At 55.7% G+C, this 19,954-nt stretch carries 20 protein-coding genes; 6 read left to right on the top strand and 14 right to left on the bottom strand.

Annotated elements, in window-relative coordinates:
* Positions 1-51: 51 nt before the first annotated feature.
* On the bottom strand, positions 52-633 hold the full coding sequence (locus DSM25558_RS10130) for a histidine phosphatase family protein (protein WP_077104341.1): 582 nt from the start codon (positions 631-633) through the stop codon (positions 52-54).
* Positions 634-701: 68 nt separating this feature from the next.
* Complete coding sequence (locus tag DSM25558_RS10125) at positions 702-1,550, bottom strand: GGDEF domain-containing protein (protein WP_077104339.1); 849 nt, start codon at positions 1,548-1,550, stop codon at positions 702-704.
* Between the two features lie 75 nt (positions 1,551-1,625).
* Here DSM25558_RS10125 and DSM25558_RS29250 point away from each other — a divergent pair, with 75 nt between their 5' ends.
* Both DSM25558_RS29250 and DSM25558_RS29245 read left to right on the top strand, forming a co-directional pair.
* Complete coding sequence (locus DSM25558_RS29250) at positions 1,626-1,850, top strand: RNase H family protein (RefSeq protein ID WP_244554152.1); 225 nt, start codon at positions 1,626-1,628, stop codon at positions 1,848-1,850.
* A gap of 39 nt (positions 1,851-1,889) precedes the next feature.
* Positions 1,890-2,150, top strand: coding sequence for an RNase H family protein (locus DSM25558_RS29245; RefSeq protein WP_256387060.1), 261 nt, complete (start codon positions 1,890-1,892; stop codon positions 2,148-2,150).
* A 99-nt stretch (positions 2,151-2,249) separates the two neighbouring features.
* Here the strand turns inward: DSM25558_RS29245 and DSM25558_RS10115 are convergent, their stop codons facing one another.
* Complete coding sequence (locus DSM25558_RS10115; protein WP_077104337.1) at positions 2,250-4,721, bottom strand: glycoside hydrolase family 3 C-terminal domain-containing protein; 2,472 nt, start codon at positions 4,719-4,721, stop codon at positions 2,250-2,252.
* A 73-nt stretch (positions 4,722-4,794) separates the two neighbouring features.
* Entirely contained in the window at positions 4,795-6,078 is a 1,284-nt protein-coding gene (locus DSM25558_RS10110; RefSeq protein ID WP_077104335.1) for an MFS transporter, read from the bottom strand.
* Positions 6,079-6,284: 206 nt separating this feature from the next.
* On the opposite strand from DSM25558_RS10110, the gene DSM25558_RS10105 reads away from it, so the two are divergent.
* Entirely contained in the window at positions 6,285-6,926 is a 642-nt protein-coding gene (locus DSM25558_RS10105) for a TetR/AcrR family transcriptional regulator (protein WP_077104333.1), read from the top strand.
* 67 nt (positions 6,927-6,993) lie between these two features.
* Here DSM25558_RS10105 and DSM25558_RS10100 read toward each other — a convergent pair whose 3' ends face one another.
* The 10 genes from DSM25558_RS10100 to DSM25558_RS10055 all read right to left on the bottom strand — a co-directional run bounded on the left by DSM25558_RS10100 (position 6,994) and on the right by DSM25558_RS10055 (position 16,443).
* On the bottom strand, positions 6,994-7,812 hold the full coding sequence (locus DSM25558_RS10100; protein WP_077104331.1) for an alpha/beta fold hydrolase: 819 nt from the start codon (positions 7,810-7,812) through the stop codon (positions 6,994-6,996).
* 86 nt (positions 7,813-7,898) lie between these two features.
* Positions 7,899-8,816 (bottom strand): LysR family transcriptional regulator, encoded by a 918-nt coding sequence (locus tag DSM25558_RS10095; protein ID WP_077104329.1) that lies wholly within the window; start codon positions 8,814-8,816, stop codon positions 7,899-7,901.
* Between the two features lie 204 nt (positions 8,817-9,020).
* The gene (locus tag DSM25558_RS10090) at positions 9,021-9,686 is read right to left on the bottom strand and encodes an RraA family protein (RefSeq protein WP_077104327.1); all 666 of its coding nucleotides are present in this window, start codon (positions 9,684-9,686) and stop codon (positions 9,021-9,023) included.
* Between the two features lie 12 nt (positions 9,687-9,698).
* Positions 9,699-10,520: a carbon-nitrogen hydrolase family protein gene (locus DSM25558_RS10085; RefSeq protein WP_077104518.1), complete on the bottom strand. Its 822-nt coding sequence runs from the start codon at positions 10,518-10,520 to the stop codon at positions 9,699-9,701.
* Between the two features lie 29 nt (positions 10,521-10,549).
* Complete coding sequence (locus DSM25558_RS10080) at positions 10,550-11,284, bottom strand: HpcH/HpaI aldolase family protein (protein ID WP_077104325.1); 735 nt, start codon at positions 11,282-11,284, stop codon at positions 10,550-10,552.
* Between the two features lie 25 nt (positions 11,285-11,309).
* Positions 11,310-12,101, bottom strand: a complete 792-nt coding sequence (locus DSM25558_RS10075; RefSeq protein WP_077104322.1) for an ABC transporter permease — start codon at positions 12,099-12,101, stop codon at positions 11,310-11,312.
* Between the two features lie 13 nt (positions 12,102-12,114).
* The gene (locus DSM25558_RS10070) at positions 12,115-13,005 is read right to left on the bottom strand and encodes an ABC transporter permease (RefSeq protein WP_077104320.1); all 891 of its coding nucleotides are present in this window, start codon (positions 13,003-13,005) and stop codon (positions 12,115-12,117) included.
* 3 nt (positions 13,006-13,008) lie between these two features.
* Positions 13,009-14,130: an ABC transporter ATP-binding protein gene (locus tag DSM25558_RS10065; protein ID WP_077104318.1), complete on the bottom strand. Its 1,122-nt coding sequence runs from the start codon at positions 14,128-14,130 to the stop codon at positions 13,009-13,011.
* Positions 14,131-14,284: 154 nt separating this feature from the next.
* The gene (locus DSM25558_RS10060) at positions 14,285-15,223 is read right to left on the bottom strand and encodes an extracellular solute-binding protein (RefSeq protein ID WP_244554151.1); all 939 of its coding nucleotides are present in this window, start codon (positions 15,221-15,223) and stop codon (positions 14,285-14,287) included.
* Positions 15,224-15,549: 326 nt separating this feature from the next.
* On the bottom strand, positions 15,550-16,443 hold the full coding sequence (locus DSM25558_RS10055) for a LysR family transcriptional regulator (protein ID WP_077104314.1): 894 nt from the start codon (positions 16,441-16,443) through the stop codon (positions 15,550-15,552).
* A gap of 125 nt (positions 16,444-16,568) precedes the next feature.
* Here DSM25558_RS10055 and DSM25558_RS10050 point away from each other — a divergent pair, with 125 nt between their 5' ends.
* From DSM25558_RS10050 to DSM25558_RS10040, 3 genes are read left to right on the top strand one after another with little or no spacing between them, the layout of a single operon-like run.
* Entirely contained in the window at positions 16,569-17,489 is a 921-nt protein-coding gene (locus tag DSM25558_RS10050; RefSeq protein ID WP_077104312.1) for an ABC transporter permease, read from the top strand.
* A 10-nt stretch (positions 17,490-17,499) separates the two neighbouring features.
* Positions 17,500-18,339 (top strand): ABC transporter permease, encoded by an 840-nt coding sequence (locus tag DSM25558_RS10045; RefSeq protein ID WP_077104311.1) that lies wholly within the window; start codon positions 17,500-17,502, stop codon positions 18,337-18,339.
* A gap of 27 nt (positions 18,340-18,366) precedes the next feature.
* Positions 18,367-19,944 (top strand): ABC transporter substrate-binding protein, encoded by a 1,578-nt coding sequence (locus DSM25558_RS10040; RefSeq protein WP_077104309.1) that lies wholly within the window; start codon positions 18,367-18,369, stop codon positions 19,942-19,944.
* Positions 19,945-19,954 lie beyond the last annotated feature (10 nt).

The following is a 19,954-nucleotide window of genomic DNA, read 5'->3' as shown; positions in this document are numbered from 1 at the left end:
AAGGGCAATCATAGGGTCTGGTGTGAAAGCTAGATCAGGTTTCAGACGAGACTATGTCTGGTTCCAGCTTCGAACCACCGGTTCTTGCATATTGTGTTCATAGCCGAGAATACTGATGCTGGTCGTGTCCAGAATAAAAAACGAGCCTGCTTCGGCTCCCAGTCCAAGCCATCGAGCCCCTAGAACCCGCAGGAAGTGTGAGCTCGAAAAAATCAGGACATTCCCATCGACTGCTCTGATCTTCTTTATCACGACATCGGCACGGGCGGCGACATCCGAGACGCTCTCTCCATCAGGGCAACCGTCTCGAAAGACGTTCCAGCCTGGACTATGGGTTTGGATGTCTTTAGTGGTGATGCCTTCATAGCGGCCATAGTCCCACTCAGCGAGATTATCGTCTATCTTGACTTTGGAGCCAAAACCGGCCAATTCGCAGGTTCTTCTTGCGCGTTGAGATGGGCTTGAAAAAACCGCGTCGAAATGAATTTGAGGTATTCGACCTTCCACAAGCCTCGCAGCACCCTCTCCGTTTTCCGTAAGAGCTATGTCGCTGCGGCCGGTATGCCGCCCTAAAAGTGACCACTCGGTCTCTCCGTGACGAACTAGGAAGATTTGAGGGAATTTCGTACTCATGTTGCCTGCCTCGATCACTTGATATCACCGATATCCCATCTTTAGGCAGCAAACGGAAGGGCACCCTTTTATTTCTGAATGGACCTTCTTTTCACGGGAACGCGCGCCTTGTGTGCTTCAGGTCGTTCCAGAGACTGGATGTCCCTGCTGTGCACGACGCGATTTCTGCCAGACGCCTTGGCAAGATAGAGTGCCTTATCGCACGCCGTGTAAAGAGCCTCGAACGTGGGATGATCTTCCTGATCTGCCACACCACCGGAAATCGTAACGTGAAAACGCGATGATCCTGCCTCAAATGATTGGGCGGCAATGAGTTCCCGGCAACGTTGGGCCAAAGCAAACCGCTCCGTGGGGGTCAGCGCCGAGACCAATACCGCAAACTCCTCTCCGCCGATGCGAGCAACGGCTTTGCAGTGCGCAAAAATTTCCGAAAGGTTGGTCGCAACAGCGATGATTGCCTGATCGCCGATGTCATGGCCGTACTGATCGTTGATCGATTTGAACTTATCGATGTCGAACAAAATCAATGACGAGTTTGCAGGCGCGCGCATCGCTTCCTCAAGGAAAGCTCTCCGGTTGAGGAGGCCCGACAGCATGTCCGTGCGGCTTAAACGTTCGAACGTTGCTCTCGATATCGTCAGATGATGGATAGCAAGTCCTACAACGTAAGTGATGGAAAATGTCAGGCTGGACGCTACTAGGGTGGAGATGATCACGCCGACAGTTGCTGCCGGAACGACATCATATGGCAGCCATCCCAGCCCATCCAGGCTGTAATGCGCCACCACATTAAGGACATCCGCCGCAATCGTAACGCAGATGGTGATAGACAGCGCAAAGGACAGGACGTCGCGACGGGTCTCGAAGCGGTTTGTCGAACATGCCTTTTTTACATAATGGTCGATAAATGCGAGCATAGCCGATGGCTCCATGAGTGCTCGTGAGATATCTAGCATCGTTGCCTTAAATAACTTTAAATGAATTTAAGAGTCGTGAACCTGGCCACTGAAATCCCCGATCTTGACGAAGCACGTCAGCAGGCTCTGAACCCAGAGCCTGGACGTATGGATATTTACGTCGATGGATCCTACGATGCCGGATCAGGAAAGGGCGGCTGGGCTTTCGTTGTCATGAGCGCTGAAGAGACGCTCGCAACGGGATCGGGTCGCTTTGATGGTGCTACCAATAACGCCCTTGAACTGGTCGCAGCGCTTTAGGCCGCGAAATGGGCGAGCGATCAAGCAAAGTCATACGCAATAACCATCTGGTCGGATTCTGCATATGTCGTAGAAGGTAGCAACTATTGGCTACCAATCTGGAAAAACAACGGTTGGCGACGATACAATTCTAACCCGAGAGCGCGAAACCGGGGTATTCCAGATCAGGATTTATGGAAATTACTCGATCGCCAGCTTTTGGAAAATAAGCTTCTAACCATAGCTTGGTGCAAAGGCCATCAGGGAAACATTGGCAACGAACTTGCAGACCAACTCGCGGCTGCAGTTTACCGTCGATAAGTCTGGGCTACTGTCCCACAACACGACCCAGCCGGGATAACCCTTTTACAAGGGTTATCCCGGCTTTCGCATTACTAGTTAGGGTGCCGATCATCCCTCTCAGATGGAGGGATCACTGATATGACCGAGCCATAGCGTTGGATTTTCGATTGCAATACGGCTGCGAATATCAGCGGCATTTGCGGCGATCAGTAGCTCATAACCTCCGACATCCGAACGGAAGGCCTTTGCCTCGACATCGAAGAAGCTGAGATCGCGCGATGTCACTTTCAGCGTCGCGGTTGCTGTTTCGCCGGCTGCCAGCTCAAGTTTGGCAAAAGCCCGCAGTTCCTTTTCAGGCCGCGAAACCGAAGAGTTCAGCGAACGTACATAAAGCTGCACGATCTCTGAGCCGTTGCGCGCCCCGGTATTGGTCACATCCACCGTGACGGTGATACCGTCCTCGCCCATAATGGCAGACGAGGCCTTGGCTTCGCCCCAGGTGAATTGGGTATAACCAAGGCCGAAGCCGAAGGGAAACAAAGGCTCTACGCCGTGCGTATCGTGGTGACGATAACCGACGAAAACGCCCTCATCATAGCGCACGTGACCATCCTGCCCGGGATAAACCAGCGGGTTATCGGTGATGGCGGAATTGTCCGAGAGAGATTTCGGGAAGGTCTGCGGAAGACGGCCGCCGGGTTCCGCGTCGCCGAAGAGAACATCTGCGACGGCGTTGCCGAGTTCCTGACCGGGATACCACATTTGCAAGACTGCCTTGACCTTGTTCAGCCATGGCATCTCTACGGGACCACCCGTTTGAAGCACCACGACAGTATTGGCGTTAGCGGCAGCAACCTTCTCGATCAGCTCTTCCTGGCGACCGGGAAGGCGCATGTCAGGCAAATCGAGACCTTCGGTATCCCACTGACCTTCGCGGCCAACAAAGACGAGTGCCACATCGCAGGCGGCGGCCTTGGCAACGGCCTCTTCAATGGCGGCATCGCCCAGTGGCTTTTCGACGCCAAAGCGAATGGCAGTCAGATGAATGCCGTCAGCGGTCGCCTCTGGTGCGCAATATTCGATGGTCAGCGTGTAGCTGCGTCCCGCTTCTAGTTCCAAGGCCTGTCGCTGTTCGCTGTTGGCGGTGCCGAAGTAGTTGTCGCCTGGCGTCCAGCCATCGTAGCCGTTCACCACCAGCTTGCCATCGACATAGAGCTTGGCAAGGCCGGCATTGGTCATGCCGAAGACATGTTCGCCGCTATCGGAAGGTACATAGCGCGCGGTGATGCGGGCCGAGAAGTCTGCCGGATCAAGTTCCGCCGAGGGCAGGTCGAACCAAAAGAATTCACCCTTGGTCGCTGTTTCGGTATGAACCGGCGCGCCTTCCCACTGTCTGCCCTTGAAGTAATCGACATGCATCTCGCTTGAGAAAACCTCGATCAGGCGGTTGTTCGTGCATCCGGTAGCGTGATGAACGCTATTGGCATTGGAGAGCGCTGCACGGATACCCTGAAGAGGGCTGACGGTGTAATGCGCGGCAATCTGGGCGCTGCCGCCACCCATGACGCGGGCTTCGGCAGCATTGGGGCCGACAACCGCGATACTGTCGAGGGAGGTTTTGGCCAGCGGCAGAATACCCTCATTTTTCAGAAGAACGGCACCTTCGGCACCGATCTGGCGTATGAGCGCGCGGTCTTCAGGAATGTCGAGAGAACTTTCGGTGAGATCAGGTACCGTTTCGAAAGCGCCGACACGTTCAAGAAGCGTCAGAATACGGCGTACCGCCTCACGCACGGTCTCCGCTTTCACCTCGCAGTTGCGAACAGCCTCGACCAGCTTCTCGCCACGGTCGCGGCTTGGGCCTGGCATTTCAAGGTCGAGACCGGCATTGACGGTAGCTGCCGTGGAATGCGAGCCGAACCAGTCGGACATGACGATGCCGTCGAAGCCCCATTCCTTGCGCAGCACCTGCGTCAGCAGCCACTCATGTTCGCTGGTATAGGTGCCGTTGAGGCGGTTATAGGATGACATGACGGCCATCACGCCAGCCTTCTTCACCGCCTGCTCGAACGGCAGCAGGTAGAGTTCGCGCAGGCTGCGCTCATCGATATCCGATGACATGGTTTGACGTTCGATTTCGGATTCATTGCCGACGAAATGCTTGATCGTAGCCGCGACACCCTTGCTCTGCACGCCCTGAATATAGGCAACGGCCAAAGCAGCCGTCAGCAACGGGTCTTCGGAATAGCATTCGAAATTACGACCATTGAGGCCTGAGCGGTGAATGTTGACGGTTGGTGCCAACAGAACTGACGCACCCTTGCTTTTCGCCTGACCTGCCAATGCAACACCCATGCGCTCCACGAGCGCCGGGTTCCACGTTGCGCCGAGCGCGATTGCGACTGGAAAGCAGGCCGCTTTGACACCAGCCACGAGTGATCCGGCACCACGGGCACCATTGGGGCCATCCGTAACCTTGATTTTGGGAACGCCAAGACGCTCAACGGGCACGGTGGTCCAGAAATCGGCACCGGCAAGCAGCGAAACCTGCTCTTCAAGCGTCATTTGGTTCAGGATATTCTCGATCATACGAGCCTCCAATATCTCTCATGCGATTGAAAAATGAGACGCACCCAAAATCGAGTGGCGCGTCTTAGCTATGTCAGCGAACCCCGCGCACGGGGGCGATGGCCAGCGCACCGAGAAAGGCACTGATGGCCGCAGCAGCATAGAGGACGCCATAATTCTGGCCTCCTGCATTGCCGATGGCGAGAAGAAATGGCGCGACAGCCGGCGCGATGGATTGCGGCACGGCATTGGCGATGTTGAGAACGCCTAGGTTTCTGGCCGCATGGGTTTCCCGGTCCGGCAAGATATCCACGACCAGTGCCTGATCGACCGCCATGTAGACGCCGAAGCCGATAGAGGTAACCGCGATGCCGCTATAGAAGCTGGTGAGGTCTGTTGCGAAAACGATGACCACGATACCCAACGCATAGGTCATGGCTGCGATCAGCACGAAGGCCTTGCGGCGGCCGATGCGGTCCGACATGTAACCGGACACGAAAGATGAGCCGACGACGCAGATTGCGGTGATCAGCGTTGAAATGAACATGATATCGCCGATATCGGCTTCCGCTATCTTCAAGTGGTCCATCAGGTAGTAGACCTGATAGGATGTCAGCACCGCAAAGCCGAAGAACACCAGAAAGCGGCTGAGCCAGGCATAGCCGAAATCCGGGTGCTTGATGGGGTTGACCCAAAAGCTGCCCAGCAGTTCAGACAGTCCTGGCGCGGATTGCTGAGGTGCCTCAGTCAATGGGCGATCTTCAATCACCAGAACGAAGACGAGAACCGACACAAGACCAATTGCTGTAGGTACCAAAAACATCGCGTTGCTGGCAGTTCCGGTCAGTGCCAGAATGCCGCTGCCGATCAAAAGGGCGATGTAGATCGACATGCCCGCAAGGGCCGACACCAGACCGCGCTGATGTTCCGGCACTTGGTCCGGCACGGTTGCTACAAGTGCTGCCAGCATGGCGTTATAGGCTGTCTGGATCACACACCAGGCAATACCGATGACCACCAAGCTGGACGTATAGGCCATGAAAATCTGGGCAATACTACCCAATATGACGCCACCCACCAGCCAGGGTTTGCGCCGACCGAAGCGAGAGCGCGTGCGATCGGAAAGCTGGCCAAATATGGGGTTAGCCAGCAGCGCAAAAAGCGCGCCGAGACCAAGAATGGCTCCGAGGCTTGCGCCTTTGCCTGCCGGATCGAGCGTGTTGACCCGAATGGCCAGCGTCATGGCGACGGGCGTCATGACGGCCGTAAAGAAGCCGACACTGGCAAGTCCGTAAGTGAGAATAAAGGGCAAACCGACTGAGCGCTGAGTGCCCGCTCCTGAAGGCGGAGCGACAATATTCGGGGTTGCAATACTCATTTTTGAAAACCTCCACCGCAATACATTCGAAAACAACGTCGTCCTCCACCGAACTCCGCGTTAAACCTACCGACTACTCGGTTATCGTTGCAAGTCAACTTTTTTCTGTGCAGAGTCGAGAGTGCAGTGGCTCAAATGAATGGCCTTTGCCCGGTTACTCGCGTGAAAATTCAGGGTAAAGCATTCCTTCGGATGTGGGAGTGAATATGATTGGTGAACCAAAAGCGGAGGGCGTGTTGGATGCAACGCCTGCCAAAAAGCGAAAGTCCCCAAAAGGTGCGATTCGCAGGGAAGCCATTCTTGCGGCGGCGATGCAGCATTTCGCTCGGGATGGCTACCAAAGCGCATCCTTCGCATCCATAGCCTCCGATGTCGGCCTGTCCTTGCCGGGGCTTCTTCACTACTTCCCGACAAAGGTCGATCTGCTTCTCGCCATTCTGGAAAAGCGAGACATTGAGAGCGCTTCGGCTGTGGGAGCAAAATACGAGGATTGGCGCAAGGTGCTTGTCGGCCTGATAGATGTTGCCAGGTCGAACCAAGATATTCCGAATGTCGTCCAGGCATTTGCGGTGCTCAATGCAGAAAGCCTGACCGCAGACCACCCTGCAAGCACATGGTTCGCGCTACGCGTGAAACACCTTACAGACAACCTCGTCTTTTCTCTGCAAAAGGGCATGGCCGAAGGTGAGATCAAACCCGATATCGATCCGTCATCTGTTGCGGCAGAACTTATAGGGATGATGGACGGGCTTCAGATGCTCTGGCTCAGATCGCCCGAGGAGATTGATATGGTGAATATATTTGCGGGCTATATAAGCCGACTGATCAACGCGATAGAACTTCGCTGAGCTCAGTGTTTTGTGATGCCGGTCTCGCCTCGCACAGGACGCGAGACGAGAGGCATTGGACGTTGTTTTATCCCAGAAACGCGATCAAATCTCTGTTCAGGCGATCTGGAACTGTAGCAAACAGGCCATGCGGTTCGCCGTCATATTCGATGAGCTGGGCACCGGGAATACCCTTGGCGGCAGCACGACCCGATGGATCAATCGGCACGGTCTTGTCGGCTGTCCCATGGATAACCAGAGTTGGGATCGTGAACGCGTCGAGATCAGGCCTGAAATCGGTCTTGCCGAATGCGTCGACACAATCGATCGTCGCTTTTGGGCTTGCCATCACGCCGAGAACGAATGACCAGTCCAGAACACCCTGGCTAACCGGGCTGCTGACAAGACCGACACCGTAGAATGTCTTGGCAAAGCTCTGAAGGAATGCAAAGCGATCCTTGCGAATGTCGTCTTTCATGCCCTCGAACACACTTGCGTCGACGCCATCAGGATTGCTGTCGTCCTTGAGAAGGTAAGGAGCAACCGATGCGACGAGAACCGCCTTGGAAATCCTGTCGGCACCGTGGCGCGAAAGATAGCGGGCGATCTCACCACCGCCCATGGAGAACCCAACCAAAGATACATTCCGTAGATCGAGGCTTTCAATCACGCTGGCAAGGTCGTCGGCGAATGTATCGTAATTGTATCCGTCAGCGGGATGGCCGGACTGACCAAATCCGCGACGGTCGTAGGTGATCACGCGAAAACCTGCCTCAAGAAGTGCCACTGTCTGATACTCGAACATATCGCCTGTCAAAGGCCAGCCATGGATGAGAATGACCGGACGTCCTGTTCCCATGTCCTTTACGTGCAGCGTCGTGCCATCTTTTGCGTCTATGAAAGCCATCTGAAACTCCTCTGATGATGCTGCATGGTAAAGCCCGTCAGCGGGATACGGTTCCACCATGCGCTGCTGCGGCTCTGGCTTTTGGATCAGATGTGAACGGCGAGTGCGTTGTCATACAGAGAGCAGAACTCTGCGGCCACCTCGGATGCAATCGATGCGATGAGAGGAGACAAGCGAGAGGAGGGGTTTTCAAGATAGACGGCGAAGTAATCGGTTGCGGGAAAAGGTTGGCGGACGTTCAGCACCTTGAGGGTACCGAGCCGCAATTCGTTCTGAATGACGATGGGCGGCAGAACCGAAATCCCGATTCCAGCGGCGACCATGCTGATCGTCGTGGCGAGCGAATTGGAATAGTGCACCACGCCCTGGCCGAAAGAATTGGTGGGCAGATAGTCTACCATGCGCTTATAGGCCTGCGTCCCGACTTCGTAGGATATGATCGGGTGCATCATCAGATCGGCCCGGCTCATATTGTCTTCATCCGCAGGAAATGCGCTGTTGGCAATCCAGAACATGCCGAGCGTACACAGATCAACGATCCGGTACTTTTCCACCTGCGTGCCATGGAAACCGAGAATGATGTCGAGTTCGCGTTTCTCCAACTTGGAAAGGATCGTCAGTGATGCATCCGTTGTGACGGCCACACGGACGCGGGGGAAACGCTGCCGCAGCGTTTCCATGATGCCGGGAAGGATGGCCAGCGCCATCGACGGAACGAGCCCGATGCGAATGGTGCCTTCGAGTGTTTCCGGTGGGGCGACGTCGGCGACCAGACGATTGTATCGGGTAATGATGTCCCGCGCACCGGAGACAAAAGCGCGTCCCTCACGCGTCAGATGCACATCCCGCGTATCGCGCTCGAAAAGCCGAATGCCGAGTTCCTGTTCCATCGCCGAAATACGATTGGAAATGGCGGCTGGTGTGATGTTCATGCGGTCGGCAGTAACGCGAAAACTTCTCAGTTCGGCAAGCCAGACGACTGTCTCCAGAAAACGAATATTCATTGCGTAAAAGCGCCCCACCGTTTTTCGACAAAATCGCGCGAAGTCGCGCTAAAATTGTCGCAAGCTGCTGTTTTTTACAGACTATGTTCCCGGTCACCACGTTACACCGCAACGGCGATATGACAACATCGGGTCGGTAGAGTTTGTGAAATCGTATCGACAATGCGGCCCGAACGAAGCCCGGGGCCGCATCACTGATATCGATCAGGCAAGCTTTGCCAGAACCTTGGCGCTGGCACCCGTCATGTCACCGAGCTTCTGCACCTTGTCGCGTACGCTGGCCTCACGTTTCTTTCCGGTTTCCTGGCGTTTCAACGCCTCCTCCGATACAGCGCGTACCTCATCGCGCGGGATGACCAGCACGCCACTTTCATCGGCAAGGATCGCGTCTCCCGGCATCACGACGGCACCGCCGCAGCTGACCGGGATGTTGAATCCGCCACCGAGATCGTAGAGCCGCGTCGTGATCGGCGAGAGCCCACGCGACCACATTGGGAAATCGGAATCCTGAATTTCGGTGAGGTCAGTGCAGGGACCGTCCACGATCCCGGCAACCGCGCCTGCAGCCTTGGCTGCAACGGTCACGCCGCCGCCCCAGCAGGCATATTTGTCGTCGCCCAGGCGATCTACGACCAGAATGTCCCCCGGTCGCAACTGGCCGGTGGCGTGGTGCAACAGCGTGGAATCCGGTCCGGCGATGGCCAGTGTCACTGCCGTGCCCACCACGCGACGACCGGGAAGAAGCGGCTGAATCTGACGGTCCATAAAGCCGAGCAGACGCCAATGGCCCACGGTTGCCGTTTCCACACCGCTCAGAAGATCGAGGTCTTCTTGGCGAACCTGCTCTGGCATGTCCTTGATGACGTACATGATCGAACCTCCTTACGCACAGGCCAGACGGCGGTGCTGTGTCATGGGGATGAGATTGCGTACGCGCTTGATTTCCTTTTCATCAATTCGCGCGGTGACGTAACCAACCGGATCAGAAGCGCGGGCAATCGTATGGCCCCATGGATCGCAGACAAGTGAGTGGCCGTAGCAGGCCCGCTTTTCACCATTGACGGTGACGCTGCCGGTCTGGCCGCAAGCAACAAAATAGGTTTGTGTTTCGATGGCGCGCGCACGGGCCAGAACTTCCCAATGGTCCTTGCCCGTTTGCAAGGTGAAGGCGGCAGGCAGCACGATGATGTCGCAGCCTGCTTTTTCCAGCTGGAGGAAGAGTTCGAAAAAGCGGATGTCGTAGCAGATTGCGCAACCCACTTTCATGCCGTCGATCTCATAGGTGACGATGTCTTCGCCCGGCTTGACGGTTGCCGATTCCTTGTAGGCTGTGCCATCTGGCGCGACGATGTCGAACATGTGAATCTTACGGTAAGCAGCGACTTCGGTGCCCTCGCGGTCGAACACGAAGCTCGTGTTGTAGATACGGTTTTCACCCTCGACCTTTTCCATGATGGTACCAGCATGGACGAAAACTTTGTTCTCGCGGGCGAAGTCCTGCGCCATAGTATAAGCCGCTCCCCCGGCTGGCTCGGCAAGGGCAAGCTTTTCTTCTGTCGTCGTGCCATAGACTTCGAAATATTCCGGCAGAACGATGAGGTCCGGCTGGTCCGTCTTGAGCGCTTCCGTCATCAGGTCGCGGGTGATCTTCAGGTTGGCATCGCGGTCTTTTTGCGGATTGGTCTGGATAAGGCTGATTTTCATGGATTTCCCTCCTGTTGTGTCGATCGCCATCAGGCGACGATCTTTTCCTGCTTGAGTGCATTGATGGTGGACATGATGCCGGCGCGCAGCGTCATGGTCTGGGTAGCGACAACCAGCATTTCTACGCCTTCTTCGAGCGCGAAATTTCGCTCTGCGGGCGTCCAGGCAGGCATGATCCATCTCTTGCCAGCATCACGCGCGGCACGGGCAATGCGGGAAAGGTCTTCACGGTCCGCATCGTCGAAGGCATAGGCCCCGCGGCCACGGGCGAGCGCCAAATCGGATGGTCCCGGAAACAGGCCATCGACCGTATCGAGAGCAATGATCTTTTCGACGTCGGCCAGGCTTTCTGCCGTCTCAATCATGACGTAGCATTTGGTGCGTTTGTTCTCAGCCTCGAAGGCATCTGAGGACGGGCGGGCATAACCAAAGACGCGACCTCCCGCATAGGAGCGGATACCCAGTAGCGGATATTTAGCCGCTTTCGTCACGTATCGTGCATGATCAACGCCGAGAATGTGGGGAAGGATGACGCCATCCGACCCGAAATCGAGCGCCTGCTGAATGGCTTCCGTCGTTGGCGCGATGACCTTGGTCAGGGTCGGGATGCCGAGTGACTTTGAAAAGGCCAGAAACTGGTCGAGTGTGCCGAGATCGAATGTGCCGTGTTCCAGTTCGATCACCAGTTGCTTGACGCCACAGGTCTTTGCGATTTCCAGAAAGCCGAAATGCGGCTGCGACATCCAGAGCGCGATATTGTCCATGTCAGAAGTCTCCATTGCAAAGTCGTTATTTGCCGACGGTCTTGGAAAGGCCGAGCGTGCGTTCGATGAGGAAGATGATGGCAAGGGTGGCGGCCACGAGAACGACCGAAACGGCGGCGGTCATCGGGTCGGTCTGGCTCTCCACATAGTCGAAGATTTCCACCGGCAGGGTGCGCAGGCGCGGGCCGGTGATGAACAGCGAGATGACCACCTCGTCAAAGGAAAGAAGAAAGGAGAGTGCGGCACTGGCGATGAAGCCCGGCATCATCAAAGGCAGGGTGATGCGGCGCACGACTGTGAAAGGCGAAGCACCGAGCATGGTGGCCGCTTCCTCCACGGATGGGGGGAGGGTGGAAAACGCCGTCAGCATGATCCGGATCACATAGGGTGTCGTGATGATCAAATGAGCGATGATCAGACCGGTATAGGTGCCGAGCAGCCGTGCCTGAACGAACACTAGAAGAATGGCGAGACCAAGCACGATGGACGGCAAAAGCAGGGGCGCTGTGAAGAGGTTCAATAGAAATTCACGGCCAATGAATTTCCGGCGGCGGATGGCAAAGGCCGCAGGCACACCGGCTGCCAGTCCCAGCACCGTCACGGTGACCGCAATGGTGAGGCTGATCCAGAGCGCGTTTATGAAACCGCTGTGGCTGAACATCGCGACATACCAGCGGATGCCCCAGCTTTCCGGTGGAAAGGTAATGTAGCTGTCATTGCTGAAGGACAAAGGCAGCACGATCAGAATGGGAGCCAGCAGAAAAAGATAGATGCTGGCGACGAGAAGCCGGAATGGAATGCTCAATTGGCCGATCATATCAGTTTCCTTCCTAGTCGAAGCGCTTGACGACGCGGGAGTAGACGGCAAGGGCGATGCCGAAAATGATGAGGACGATGACGGAGATCGCCGCGGCGGTTGGCCATTCCAGCTGGATGACCGCCTGATCGTAGATTTCGGTCGCCAGCAGGAAGACACGTCCGCCGCCCAGAAGCTTCGGCGTGATGAACGAGCTGATGGAGAGAACGAAGCAGAGCAGGCAACCGAGCGCGATGCCGGGTGCCGTTAGCGGAAGGATGACACGGCGAAAGCGGGTCCAGCTGTTGGCCCCGAGAGAAGCGGCAGCTTCCTCATAGACATTTTCCAGACGTCCAAAGCCGGCGATCAACGACAGTGCCATATAGGGAATGAGCACCTCGACCATGCCGATAAAGACACCCAGCGTGTTGTTGGTGAGGCGCAAGGGGCTGTCGATGATGCCCGATGACATCAATATGCCGTTGACGACGCCCTGGTCTCCCAGGATGACCATCCAGCCATAGGTTCGCACCACGCTGCTGACGAGCAACGGTGATACGGTGATAACGAACAGCATGTTGCGCCACTTCGGGGAAACCCGGTGCAGGAAAAGCGCGATCGGATAGGCGCAGCACAGCGTAATGCAGGTTACGCCAAAACCCAGGATCAGGGAGTTGGAGATAAGCTCAATGCTGAAACTGTCGGTGAAGAAATCGACGTAGTTTTCCAGCGTGTAGTTGTTCGTCAGCACGCCACCGCTTCGGCTTTCGATGAAGGATATCATCGCCAGTCTGGCAACGGGCAGCACGAAGGCGATGAAGTTGATGATCGCCATCGGCAAAAGCAGGGCGATGATCAGAAACGGAAACGTTCGTTTGCGCGCTGGCGCTTGAGCGAGTGGAAAGGTGTCGGTTACGGTTGCCATGGTTCAGCTCCCGAAAACTTGCATGTCTTGCGGCTTCCATTCACACAGAAGCTTTTCACCGCTTTGAAAGCTGTGGCCGGCACTGGCCGTATGCACTTCGGTGGTCAGAATATTGCCGCCGATGTCGATGTCATATTGCACCACGTCACCGATATAGGTCACACGCACGACCTTGCCGTGGGTGGAGTTGGTCGCAATACTGACAAGGCTGCGGTCGCGACTTGGTGTCAGACTGATCCGATGCGGGCGAATAGCCGCTTTGGCTTTGCCCGATGTCAGCCCTTGCGTCTTGCAGGGGTAGACGGCACCACCGATCCGCACGCGGTCGAGCGCTTCGATTTCGCAGTCGAGAACATTGGTGCGGCCAACGAAATTGGCGACGAAAAGATCGGCTGGGCGCTCGTAAATGTCTTCCGGCGTGCCGAGTTGCGCGACCTTGCCGCGATGCATGACGCCGACGAGATCGCACATGGTCAGCGCCTCCACCTGGTCATGGGTCACGAACACGGTGGTGATTTGTAGACGCTGCTGGATCTCACGGATTTCGATGCGCATGTCGTCGCGCAATTTGGCATCGAGATTGGAAAGTGGTTCATCAAGAAGAAGAAGGCGCGGGCGGATGACGAGGGCGCGGGCCAGTGCCACACGCTGTTGCTGGCCGCCGGACATTTCCTTGGGTTTACGCCCGCCATAGCCGGGCAGGCGCACCATTTCCAACGCCTCTTCTACGCGGTCCCGCGCCTCGATGCGGGATATGCCGCGCATTTCGAGGCCGAACGCCACGTTCTGCGCCACCGTCATATGTGGAAACAGGGCGTAGTTCTGAAAGACGAGACCAATATCGCGCTTGTGTGGTGGTTCGTGGGAAATATCGTCGCCATCGATAGAGATTTTGCCTCTGGTGATGTCCAGCAGGCCAGCGATCATGCGCAGGGTCGTGGACTTGCCACATCCGGAAGGCCCCAGAAGTCCGAGAAGCTTGCCTTTGGGAACATCGATGGCGAGATCATCAACCGCCATGTAGTCGACGCCATACCGTTTGGTCACGCCCTCAAGCTTGAGAAAGGTCTGATCACCGGCAGGCGAGGCGGCCTGATCATCCAGCTGTCTTTGTTGAGTGTACATGTCATCACCATCCGCGGATTGAGGTCGTCATCTTGGGAGCGAAACGCGCTGCCGAAATTCTCGGCACGTGCCTACGCTCACGTGCGGGCACGCGGTGCAGTCATCGAGCTGATTTCGTTTGGGTAAGAAGCAGCACGCTTCCAGCTTTCAGGCGTTAGCGTCCTGCTGGAATGATCTTACGGCGCCAAGGCTGGAGAAGATCGTCGCGCATATCGCCGATGGTCATCCAATCAACCTTGATGAGCTTTTCCTGTTGTGCCGGGTCCATCATTGGAATGCGCTTGGCTGTCGCCTCGTCTACCTCGGCTTTTTTGTTTGTGGGCGCGTAGAACATCGCTTTTGCAAAGGCAGCCTGGGCCTCTGGCCCAATCGCGTAGTTGATGAAGGTCTGCGTTGCCTCGGCTTCGGATGCCTTTTCGATGGCGCTGATGACATTGATCTGCGACGCAGTGCCTTCCGCCGGAGCAATGGAATTCAAGCGGCCTTCCGTCTGGTCGAAATAGAATTGTGAGCGAGCGTTCCAGCCGATGGAAACCGTGGCCGTGCCGTTGGCAATCAGCGTGTAGGCATCCGGTTTGGGTTCCCAGGTTTGAACACGCGGTGCCAGTTCCACCAGCTTCTCAACGCCGGGATCGATTGTTTTCTTGTAGTCTTCCTCGCCCGCCAGACGATTGGCAATGATGGTCAGCACGATTGCCTGAATATCTCCGCCGCCCTGAGCGGGGAGAACGACTTTGCCAGCCTGCTTTTTATCCCACAGTGCTTCCCAGCTGACCGGCGGTGTTGGGAAAGCTTTGCTGTTATAAATCAGCGTCAGGGTATCATATGTCAGTGGAATGGCGGCAGCACCAAGCTCCTTGCCGATATCGAACAGATCGGCATAGTTTGGAGTCTTGCTCGTATCGAGTTCGGCAACCAAGCCCTCTTCCTTTGCGATCTTGGCCACTGAAAGGTCATAGATAACGGCGTTAACCTGCGGCGCATCCCTTTGAGCGCGCATATTGCCAAGCGAGGTGGCTGCGTTTTGCACGCCGTAATAGTTCACCTTGATATCGGGATTGGCCTTCATGAAGGGCTGGATCACCGACTTCATGTAGTTTTCCTCAAATGGGCCGCGGTAGCCCATAACAGTAATTTCCGCAGCGCTCGCATAAGCACCCGACAACATTGTCGCTGCGAAAAATGTAGCAGAAAGGACTTTCATGGAGATGCACGTCATATCGATATTCCCCTTTGCCTTGTGGTTTCTGTTGTTGAGGGGAACGATATGCAGCGTATCGAAAGGGGTCCAACGACTAAAATCTATCGCCCGGTTAGAATTTCTTTTTAATGGTTCGGCCGATTGGAGTTGGTTCGTCGCCGGAAAGAAATTATGGGATTGGCCAGAAATCGATCATATCTGGCAACGCGATGATCCCTTCACCTTACGTGGGCTCTGGCGAACTCAACGAAATCCAAAACAACTTTCGATTTCTCATTGACCTGCCATCCAACAACCAGTTCCACTTCGTCGGGAATCTCGGCTAGTGGCCGATAAACGAGATGCGGGCTGAGATTGTGGGCAAGCCATGACGGCGCAATGGCGATGCCCACACCAGCGGCGACAAGTGTTGCGATGGCAAGTGTGTGCGACACTTCCTGCACGACCATGGGATAGATACCGGCACGGCGAAATGCGTCCATGATGACATGGTGGTAACTTGCGCCTATTGTGGGCGCATAGGTTATGATTGGCTCTCCGGCGAAGTCCTTGACGCTGACATGTCTCTGATCTGCAAGTCGATGGTGCTTGGGCAGAACTGCGACAAAACCTTCTTTGAACAGATGCTCCGTTTTCATGAAACCGGCACCATTCGTCTGGCGAATGAAAGCCACCTGAACCTTGCCGCTTTGCAGCAGTTCCAACTGACTGGCGGTGCCCAGCAATTGTACATCCACCTGCACTGCGGGATATTTCTTGTGAAACTCCGCGATCACGCCCGGCAGGACATGCGACAGCGCAACATGGACGCCGCTCACGTAAATCTTTCCACTATTATCGCCAGAAATAGAACGCGTGTGCGTGACCGCCCGGTCTATGCCGCCTAGAATTTCCAAGGCATGCCTCAGAAATATCTCTCCAGCCGGTGTCAGCTTCACGCTTCGTGTCGTGCGGATCAGCAAACGCGTTCCGATGCGATCCTCAAGCTGACGTATTTGCTGGCTGAGAGGTGCTTGCGCCATGCCCAGCTTGTCCGCTGCCCGGCTGAAATGCAGCTCTTCGGCGACGCAGGTAAAATAATGAAGGTGACGAAACTCAATGCCGTATTTCATATGCTGTAGATATCAATGGCAGGGCTATTTTGTAATAGATAATAACGTATTCCCGTGATTATCTTTCCAAAAAATACGCGAATGGCGGGAACAGCTGAAACATCGGTCACAGAAAACGGAGCACCATGACGCGATTCTGGTTGCTAAAAATACTACGCACAGCCCTTACCCTATGGTTCGTCGTAACATTCACATTCGTCGTGCTGAGAACATCCGGAGACCCGGTCGTGGCTCTGGTTGGGGCAGATGCAACCGCCGAAGAAATAGAGCAGTTCCGGGCGCTGTGGCGTCTCGATGACGCGTTGTGGCTGCAATATCTGCGCTATATCGGGCAGATGGCGACGGGACAGTTCGGAATCTCCTACCGGGACGGTCGGGAGGTCATCGATATCATCGCCGAGCGGGTGCCATGGACGATCATGCTTGGTGTGTTCGCCTATGTCGGCGCGATCCTGATTGGTATCCCATCGGGCATAGTTGCTGCTATCAAGCGCGGCTCCCCGTTTGACAATCTCATCATGGCCACAGCCGTTTTCGGGTTTGCCATACCAAATTTCTTTCTTGGAATCCTGCTTATCCTTCTGTTTTCACTGGCGTTGCAATGGCTGCCAAGTTCCGGCACCGGAACCATCTGGCATCTGCTCATGCCTGCATTGACACTTGCAACCTTTACTGCCGGTACGCTTGCTCGCTTCACTCGCTCGGCAATGTTGGAAGTGTTGGACAAGCTGTATATCCGCGCAGCCGCCGCCAAAGGTGTCAGTTACTGGAAGCGTATTGTTTTTCATGCGCTACCGAATGCAGGCATTCCCATTATTACCATTATCGGTCTCAATCTGGGTGAGTTGATCGGCGGCGCAATCGTGGTCGAGACCGTTTTTGCCTGGCCGGGCGTTGGTAGATTGCTTGTCACGGCTGTTTCATCTCGCGATCTGGCTGTTGTGCAGGGACTTGTACTGGTCATGGCGGTGACCATGGTCACGGCCAATCTCATCGTCGATTTGCTCTACGGTTTGCTCGACCCGCGCATTCGCGTCTCGAATTAGGACGAAAACGATGAAGCGCCGCTCTCCCATTCTCATCTTCGCCATCATCGTACTGGTGCTGGCCGTATTCGTCGCCATCGTCGGAAATATTTTCACACCCTATGGCGTGACGCAGCAAAACCTGCTGGCTCGATTGAAGCCACCAGCATTTCTTACGGGCGGAAATCCGAATTTTCCGCTCGGAACGGATCGTATCGGTCGTGACATGGTGGCGCGCGTTATCGCCGCGTTGCAGATGTCGCTGTCGGTCGCCGTTGCAGGCACCATTATCGGTGCCGTTTTTGGCTCGCTCATCGGCTTCGTTGCTGCGCATTTCCGCGGTTGGGTGGATGAAGCGCTGATGATGCTGGTGGATTTTCAGGCGTCCCTGCCGTTCATCCTCATCACGCTGACGCTGCTGGCCTTCTTCGGCAACAGTCTCGTGCTCTTCATCCTTCTGATGGGCCTTTTCGGATGGGAAAAATATGCCCGTCTTTCTCGCGGCGTCGTGCTTTCGGCGGTCAATCAGCCCTATGCCAAGGCCATTGTCGCGCTGGGCGCGGGAAATGGTCGGTTATATCTACGGCACGTGTTGCCAAACGTCGCCAGTGCGTTGATCGTCCAGGTCACATTGACCTTTCCGCAAATCATTCTGCTTGAGACCTCACTCAGTTTTCTGGGTCTGGGCATTCAGGCACCGCAAACAAGTCTCGGCCAGATCCTCGGTGATGGCCGCGATTATCTCTCGACTGCCTGGTGGATTTCGGTCGTGCCCGGCACGGTGATTTTTCTCGTAACACTCTCAATGAGCATTGTCGGCGATTGGCTGCGTGATCGGCTCGATCCGATGCTGCAGGGCCGTAACGCTTAAATAGAACGCGACCAAGGAAGGTAGAACATGTTTACCAGGCGTGAAGTTGGAAGTCTCATTCTCGCAGCAGGCGCTGTCACATTGGCAGGTCGTGTACCGTTGGCGCATGCCCAGCAGCGACCAACGCTGAATATTGCCGTCGATAACCTTTGGGCCACCATGGCTCCCATCAACGGTATCTCGACCACATCTCGTCGCATCTTCCCGAATTTCTACGATACATTGGTGGAGCGGGATTATATCAACGACGAAAACGGGTTGATCTTCGCGCCCAAGCTGGCCACGAAATGGGTGCAGAACGGAAACATCTGGACATTCACCCTGCGCGAAGGCGTAAAATTCCATGATGGCAGCGAAATGACGGCTGAAGACGCGGTCTTTACCCTGTCGCCGGAGCGTCTGTGGGGCGAAAAGCCTTTCGAGCCACGCGGCAAAACGTTCACGGCTGGCTTCAAACGTGTCGAAGCGACGGGCAAATACACCTTCGAGATTGAAACCGTCAAACCGGACCCGAACATCCCCAGCAAGCTGACCGGCTATATCGGCTTCGTCGTGCCGAAGAAATATTACCTGGAAGTGGGCGTTGATGCCTTTGGTCAGAAACCCATCGGCACCGGCCCTTACAAGGTTGAGACTTTCCGCTCTGGCGAAGTGATGGTGCTGGAGGCCTTCGATGAGTATTGGGCCGGTCCGCCACCGGTGCAGAAAATCAACTGGAAGATCGTCCCGGAATTTGCTGCCCGCATGGCAGGTCTGGTATCGAAGGAATTCGACTTTATCGTCAACATTCCCACGGACCAGGAAGCCACGCTCGAAGGCTATGACGGCGTGACATTGAAGCGCGTGCTGGCCGACAACTATCCCGCACTCGCCTTCAACACCCGCCCTGATCCGGAAGACAACCCGCTTGTCGATCCGAATTTGCGCTATGCGATGGTTCAGGCCATCGACATGAATGCCATCGTGCAGGCCCTGTTCAACGGCACAACCGAGCACCCGGCGGTGCCTTTCAACTTCACCGAATACGGCAAGTTCTATGATCCGAACCTGCCGGTGAAATTGCCCTATGACGTGGAAGCGGCCAAGGCACTGGTGGCCAAGACGAAATATAAAGGTGAGGTCCTGATCTGGCACATCACCCGTCAGTTCTACCCGAACTATGAGGCCGCTGCCGAGATCATGATCGAGCAATGGCGCGAAATCGGCGTCAATGTTCAGGCGCAGGTTCTGGACAATTTCGAGCTGGTTTATCGCCGACCGTACCACCTGATGAACATGTCCATGAGTTCGGACTTCATTCCGGGTGACCCATACCAGCCGCTCTGGCTCGATTGGGGTCCAACGGCATCACGTTCTACGGCGACCTGGAAGACGTGGGATCCTTCACCCGAATTCCTCGAGCTTGGCAAGAAGTTCGACGCCGCAACGGACTTCGAGGAACGCAAGAAAGCCTATCTTGCCCTTTCGGACGAGTGGCAGCGCATTACGCCCGGCTATTATCTCTGGAAGAGCGTCTATAACTGCGCGCACCGCGCGGGGATCGAGTTCCGATACAAGCCCAACGGTGAAATGCGCATCTATGGCGATTACTTCAAATTCGTCTGATGGGCGAGCA

This window comes from Agrobacterium sp. DSM 25558 (assembly GCF_900100825.1).
Classification (GTDB): Bacteria; Pseudomonadota; Alphaproteobacteria; order Rhizobiales; family Rhizobiaceae; genus Agrobacterium.
Note: the sequence above shows the minus strand (reverse complement) of the source record. Positions and strands in the feature narration are given on the sequence as shown.

What these genes read in the sequence shown, in the direction of transcription:
- DSM25558_RS10075 (WP_077104322.1), bottom strand. Translation starts at nt 12,101, where the DNA reads ATGATCGGCCAATTGAGCATTCCATTCCGGCTTCTCGTCGCCAGCATC.
- DSM25558_RS10060 (WP_244554151.1), bottom strand. Translation starts at nt 15,223, where the DNA reads ATGAAGTCGGTGATCCAGCCCTTCATGAAGGCCAATCCCGATATCAAG.
- DSM25558_RS10110 (WP_077104335.1), bottom strand. Translation starts at nt 6,078, where the DNA reads ATGAGTATTGCAACCCCGAATATTGTCGCTCCGCCTTCAGGAGCGGGC.
- DSM25558_RS10055 (WP_077104314.1), bottom strand. Translation starts at nt 16,443, where the DNA reads ATGAAATACGGCATTGAGTTTCGTCACCTTCATTATTTTACCTGCGTC.
- DSM25558_RS10130 (WP_077104341.1), bottom strand. Translation starts at nt 633, where the DNA reads ATGAGTACGAAATTCCCTCAAATCTTCCTAGTTCGTCACGGAGAGACC.
- DSM25558_RS10095 (WP_077104329.1), bottom strand. Translation starts at nt 8,816, where the DNA reads ATGAATATTCGTTTTCTGGAGACAGTCGTCTGGCTTGCCGAACTGAGA.
- DSM25558_RS10125 (WP_077104339.1), bottom strand. Translation starts at nt 1,550, where the DNA reads ATGCTCGCATTTATCGACCATTATGTAAAAAAGGCATGTTCGACAAAC.
- DSM25558_RS10040 (WP_077104309.1), top strand. Translation starts at nt 18,367, where the DNA reads ATGTTTACCAGGCGTGAAGTTGGAAGTCTCATTCTCGCAGCAGGCGCT.
- DSM25558_RS10105 (WP_077104333.1), top strand. Translation starts at nt 6,285, where the DNA reads ATGATTGGTGAACCAAAAGCGGAGGGCGTGTTGGATGCAACGCCTGCC.
- DSM25558_RS10090 (WP_077104327.1), bottom strand. Translation starts at nt 9,686, where the DNA reads ATGTACGTCATCAAGGACATGCCAGAGCAGGTTCGCCAAGAAGACCTC.
- DSM25558_RS10065 (WP_077104318.1), bottom strand. Translation starts at nt 14,130, where the DNA reads ATGTACACTCAACAAAGACAGCTGGATGATCAGGCCGCCTCGCCTGCC.
- DSM25558_RS10080 (WP_077104325.1), bottom strand. Translation starts at nt 11,284, where the DNA reads ATGGACAATATCGCGCTCTGGATGTCGCAGCCGCATTTCGGCTTTCTG.
- DSM25558_RS10100 (WP_077104331.1), bottom strand. Translation starts at nt 7,812, where the DNA reads ATGGCTTTCATAGACGCAAAAGATGGCACGACGCTGCACGTAAAGGAC.
- DSM25558_RS10085 (WP_077104518.1), bottom strand. Translation starts at nt 10,520, where the DNA reads ATGAAAATCAGCCTTATCCAGACCAATCCGCAAAAAGACCGCGATGCC.
- DSM25558_RS10050 (WP_077104312.1), top strand. Translation starts at nt 16,569, where the DNA reads ATGACGCGATTCTGGTTGCTAAAAATACTACGCACAGCCCTTACCCTA.
- DSM25558_RS10070 (WP_077104320.1), bottom strand. Translation starts at nt 13,005, where the DNA reads ATGGCAACCGTAACCGACACCTTTCCACTCGCTCAAGCGCCAGCGCGC.
- DSM25558_RS10045 (WP_077104311.1), top strand. Translation starts at nt 17,500, where the DNA reads ATGAAGCGCCGCTCTCCCATTCTCATCTTCGCCATCATCGTACTGGTG.
- DSM25558_RS10115 (WP_077104337.1), bottom strand. Translation starts at nt 4,721, where the DNA reads ATGATCGAGAATATCCTGAACCAAATGACGCTTGAAGAGCAGGTTTCG.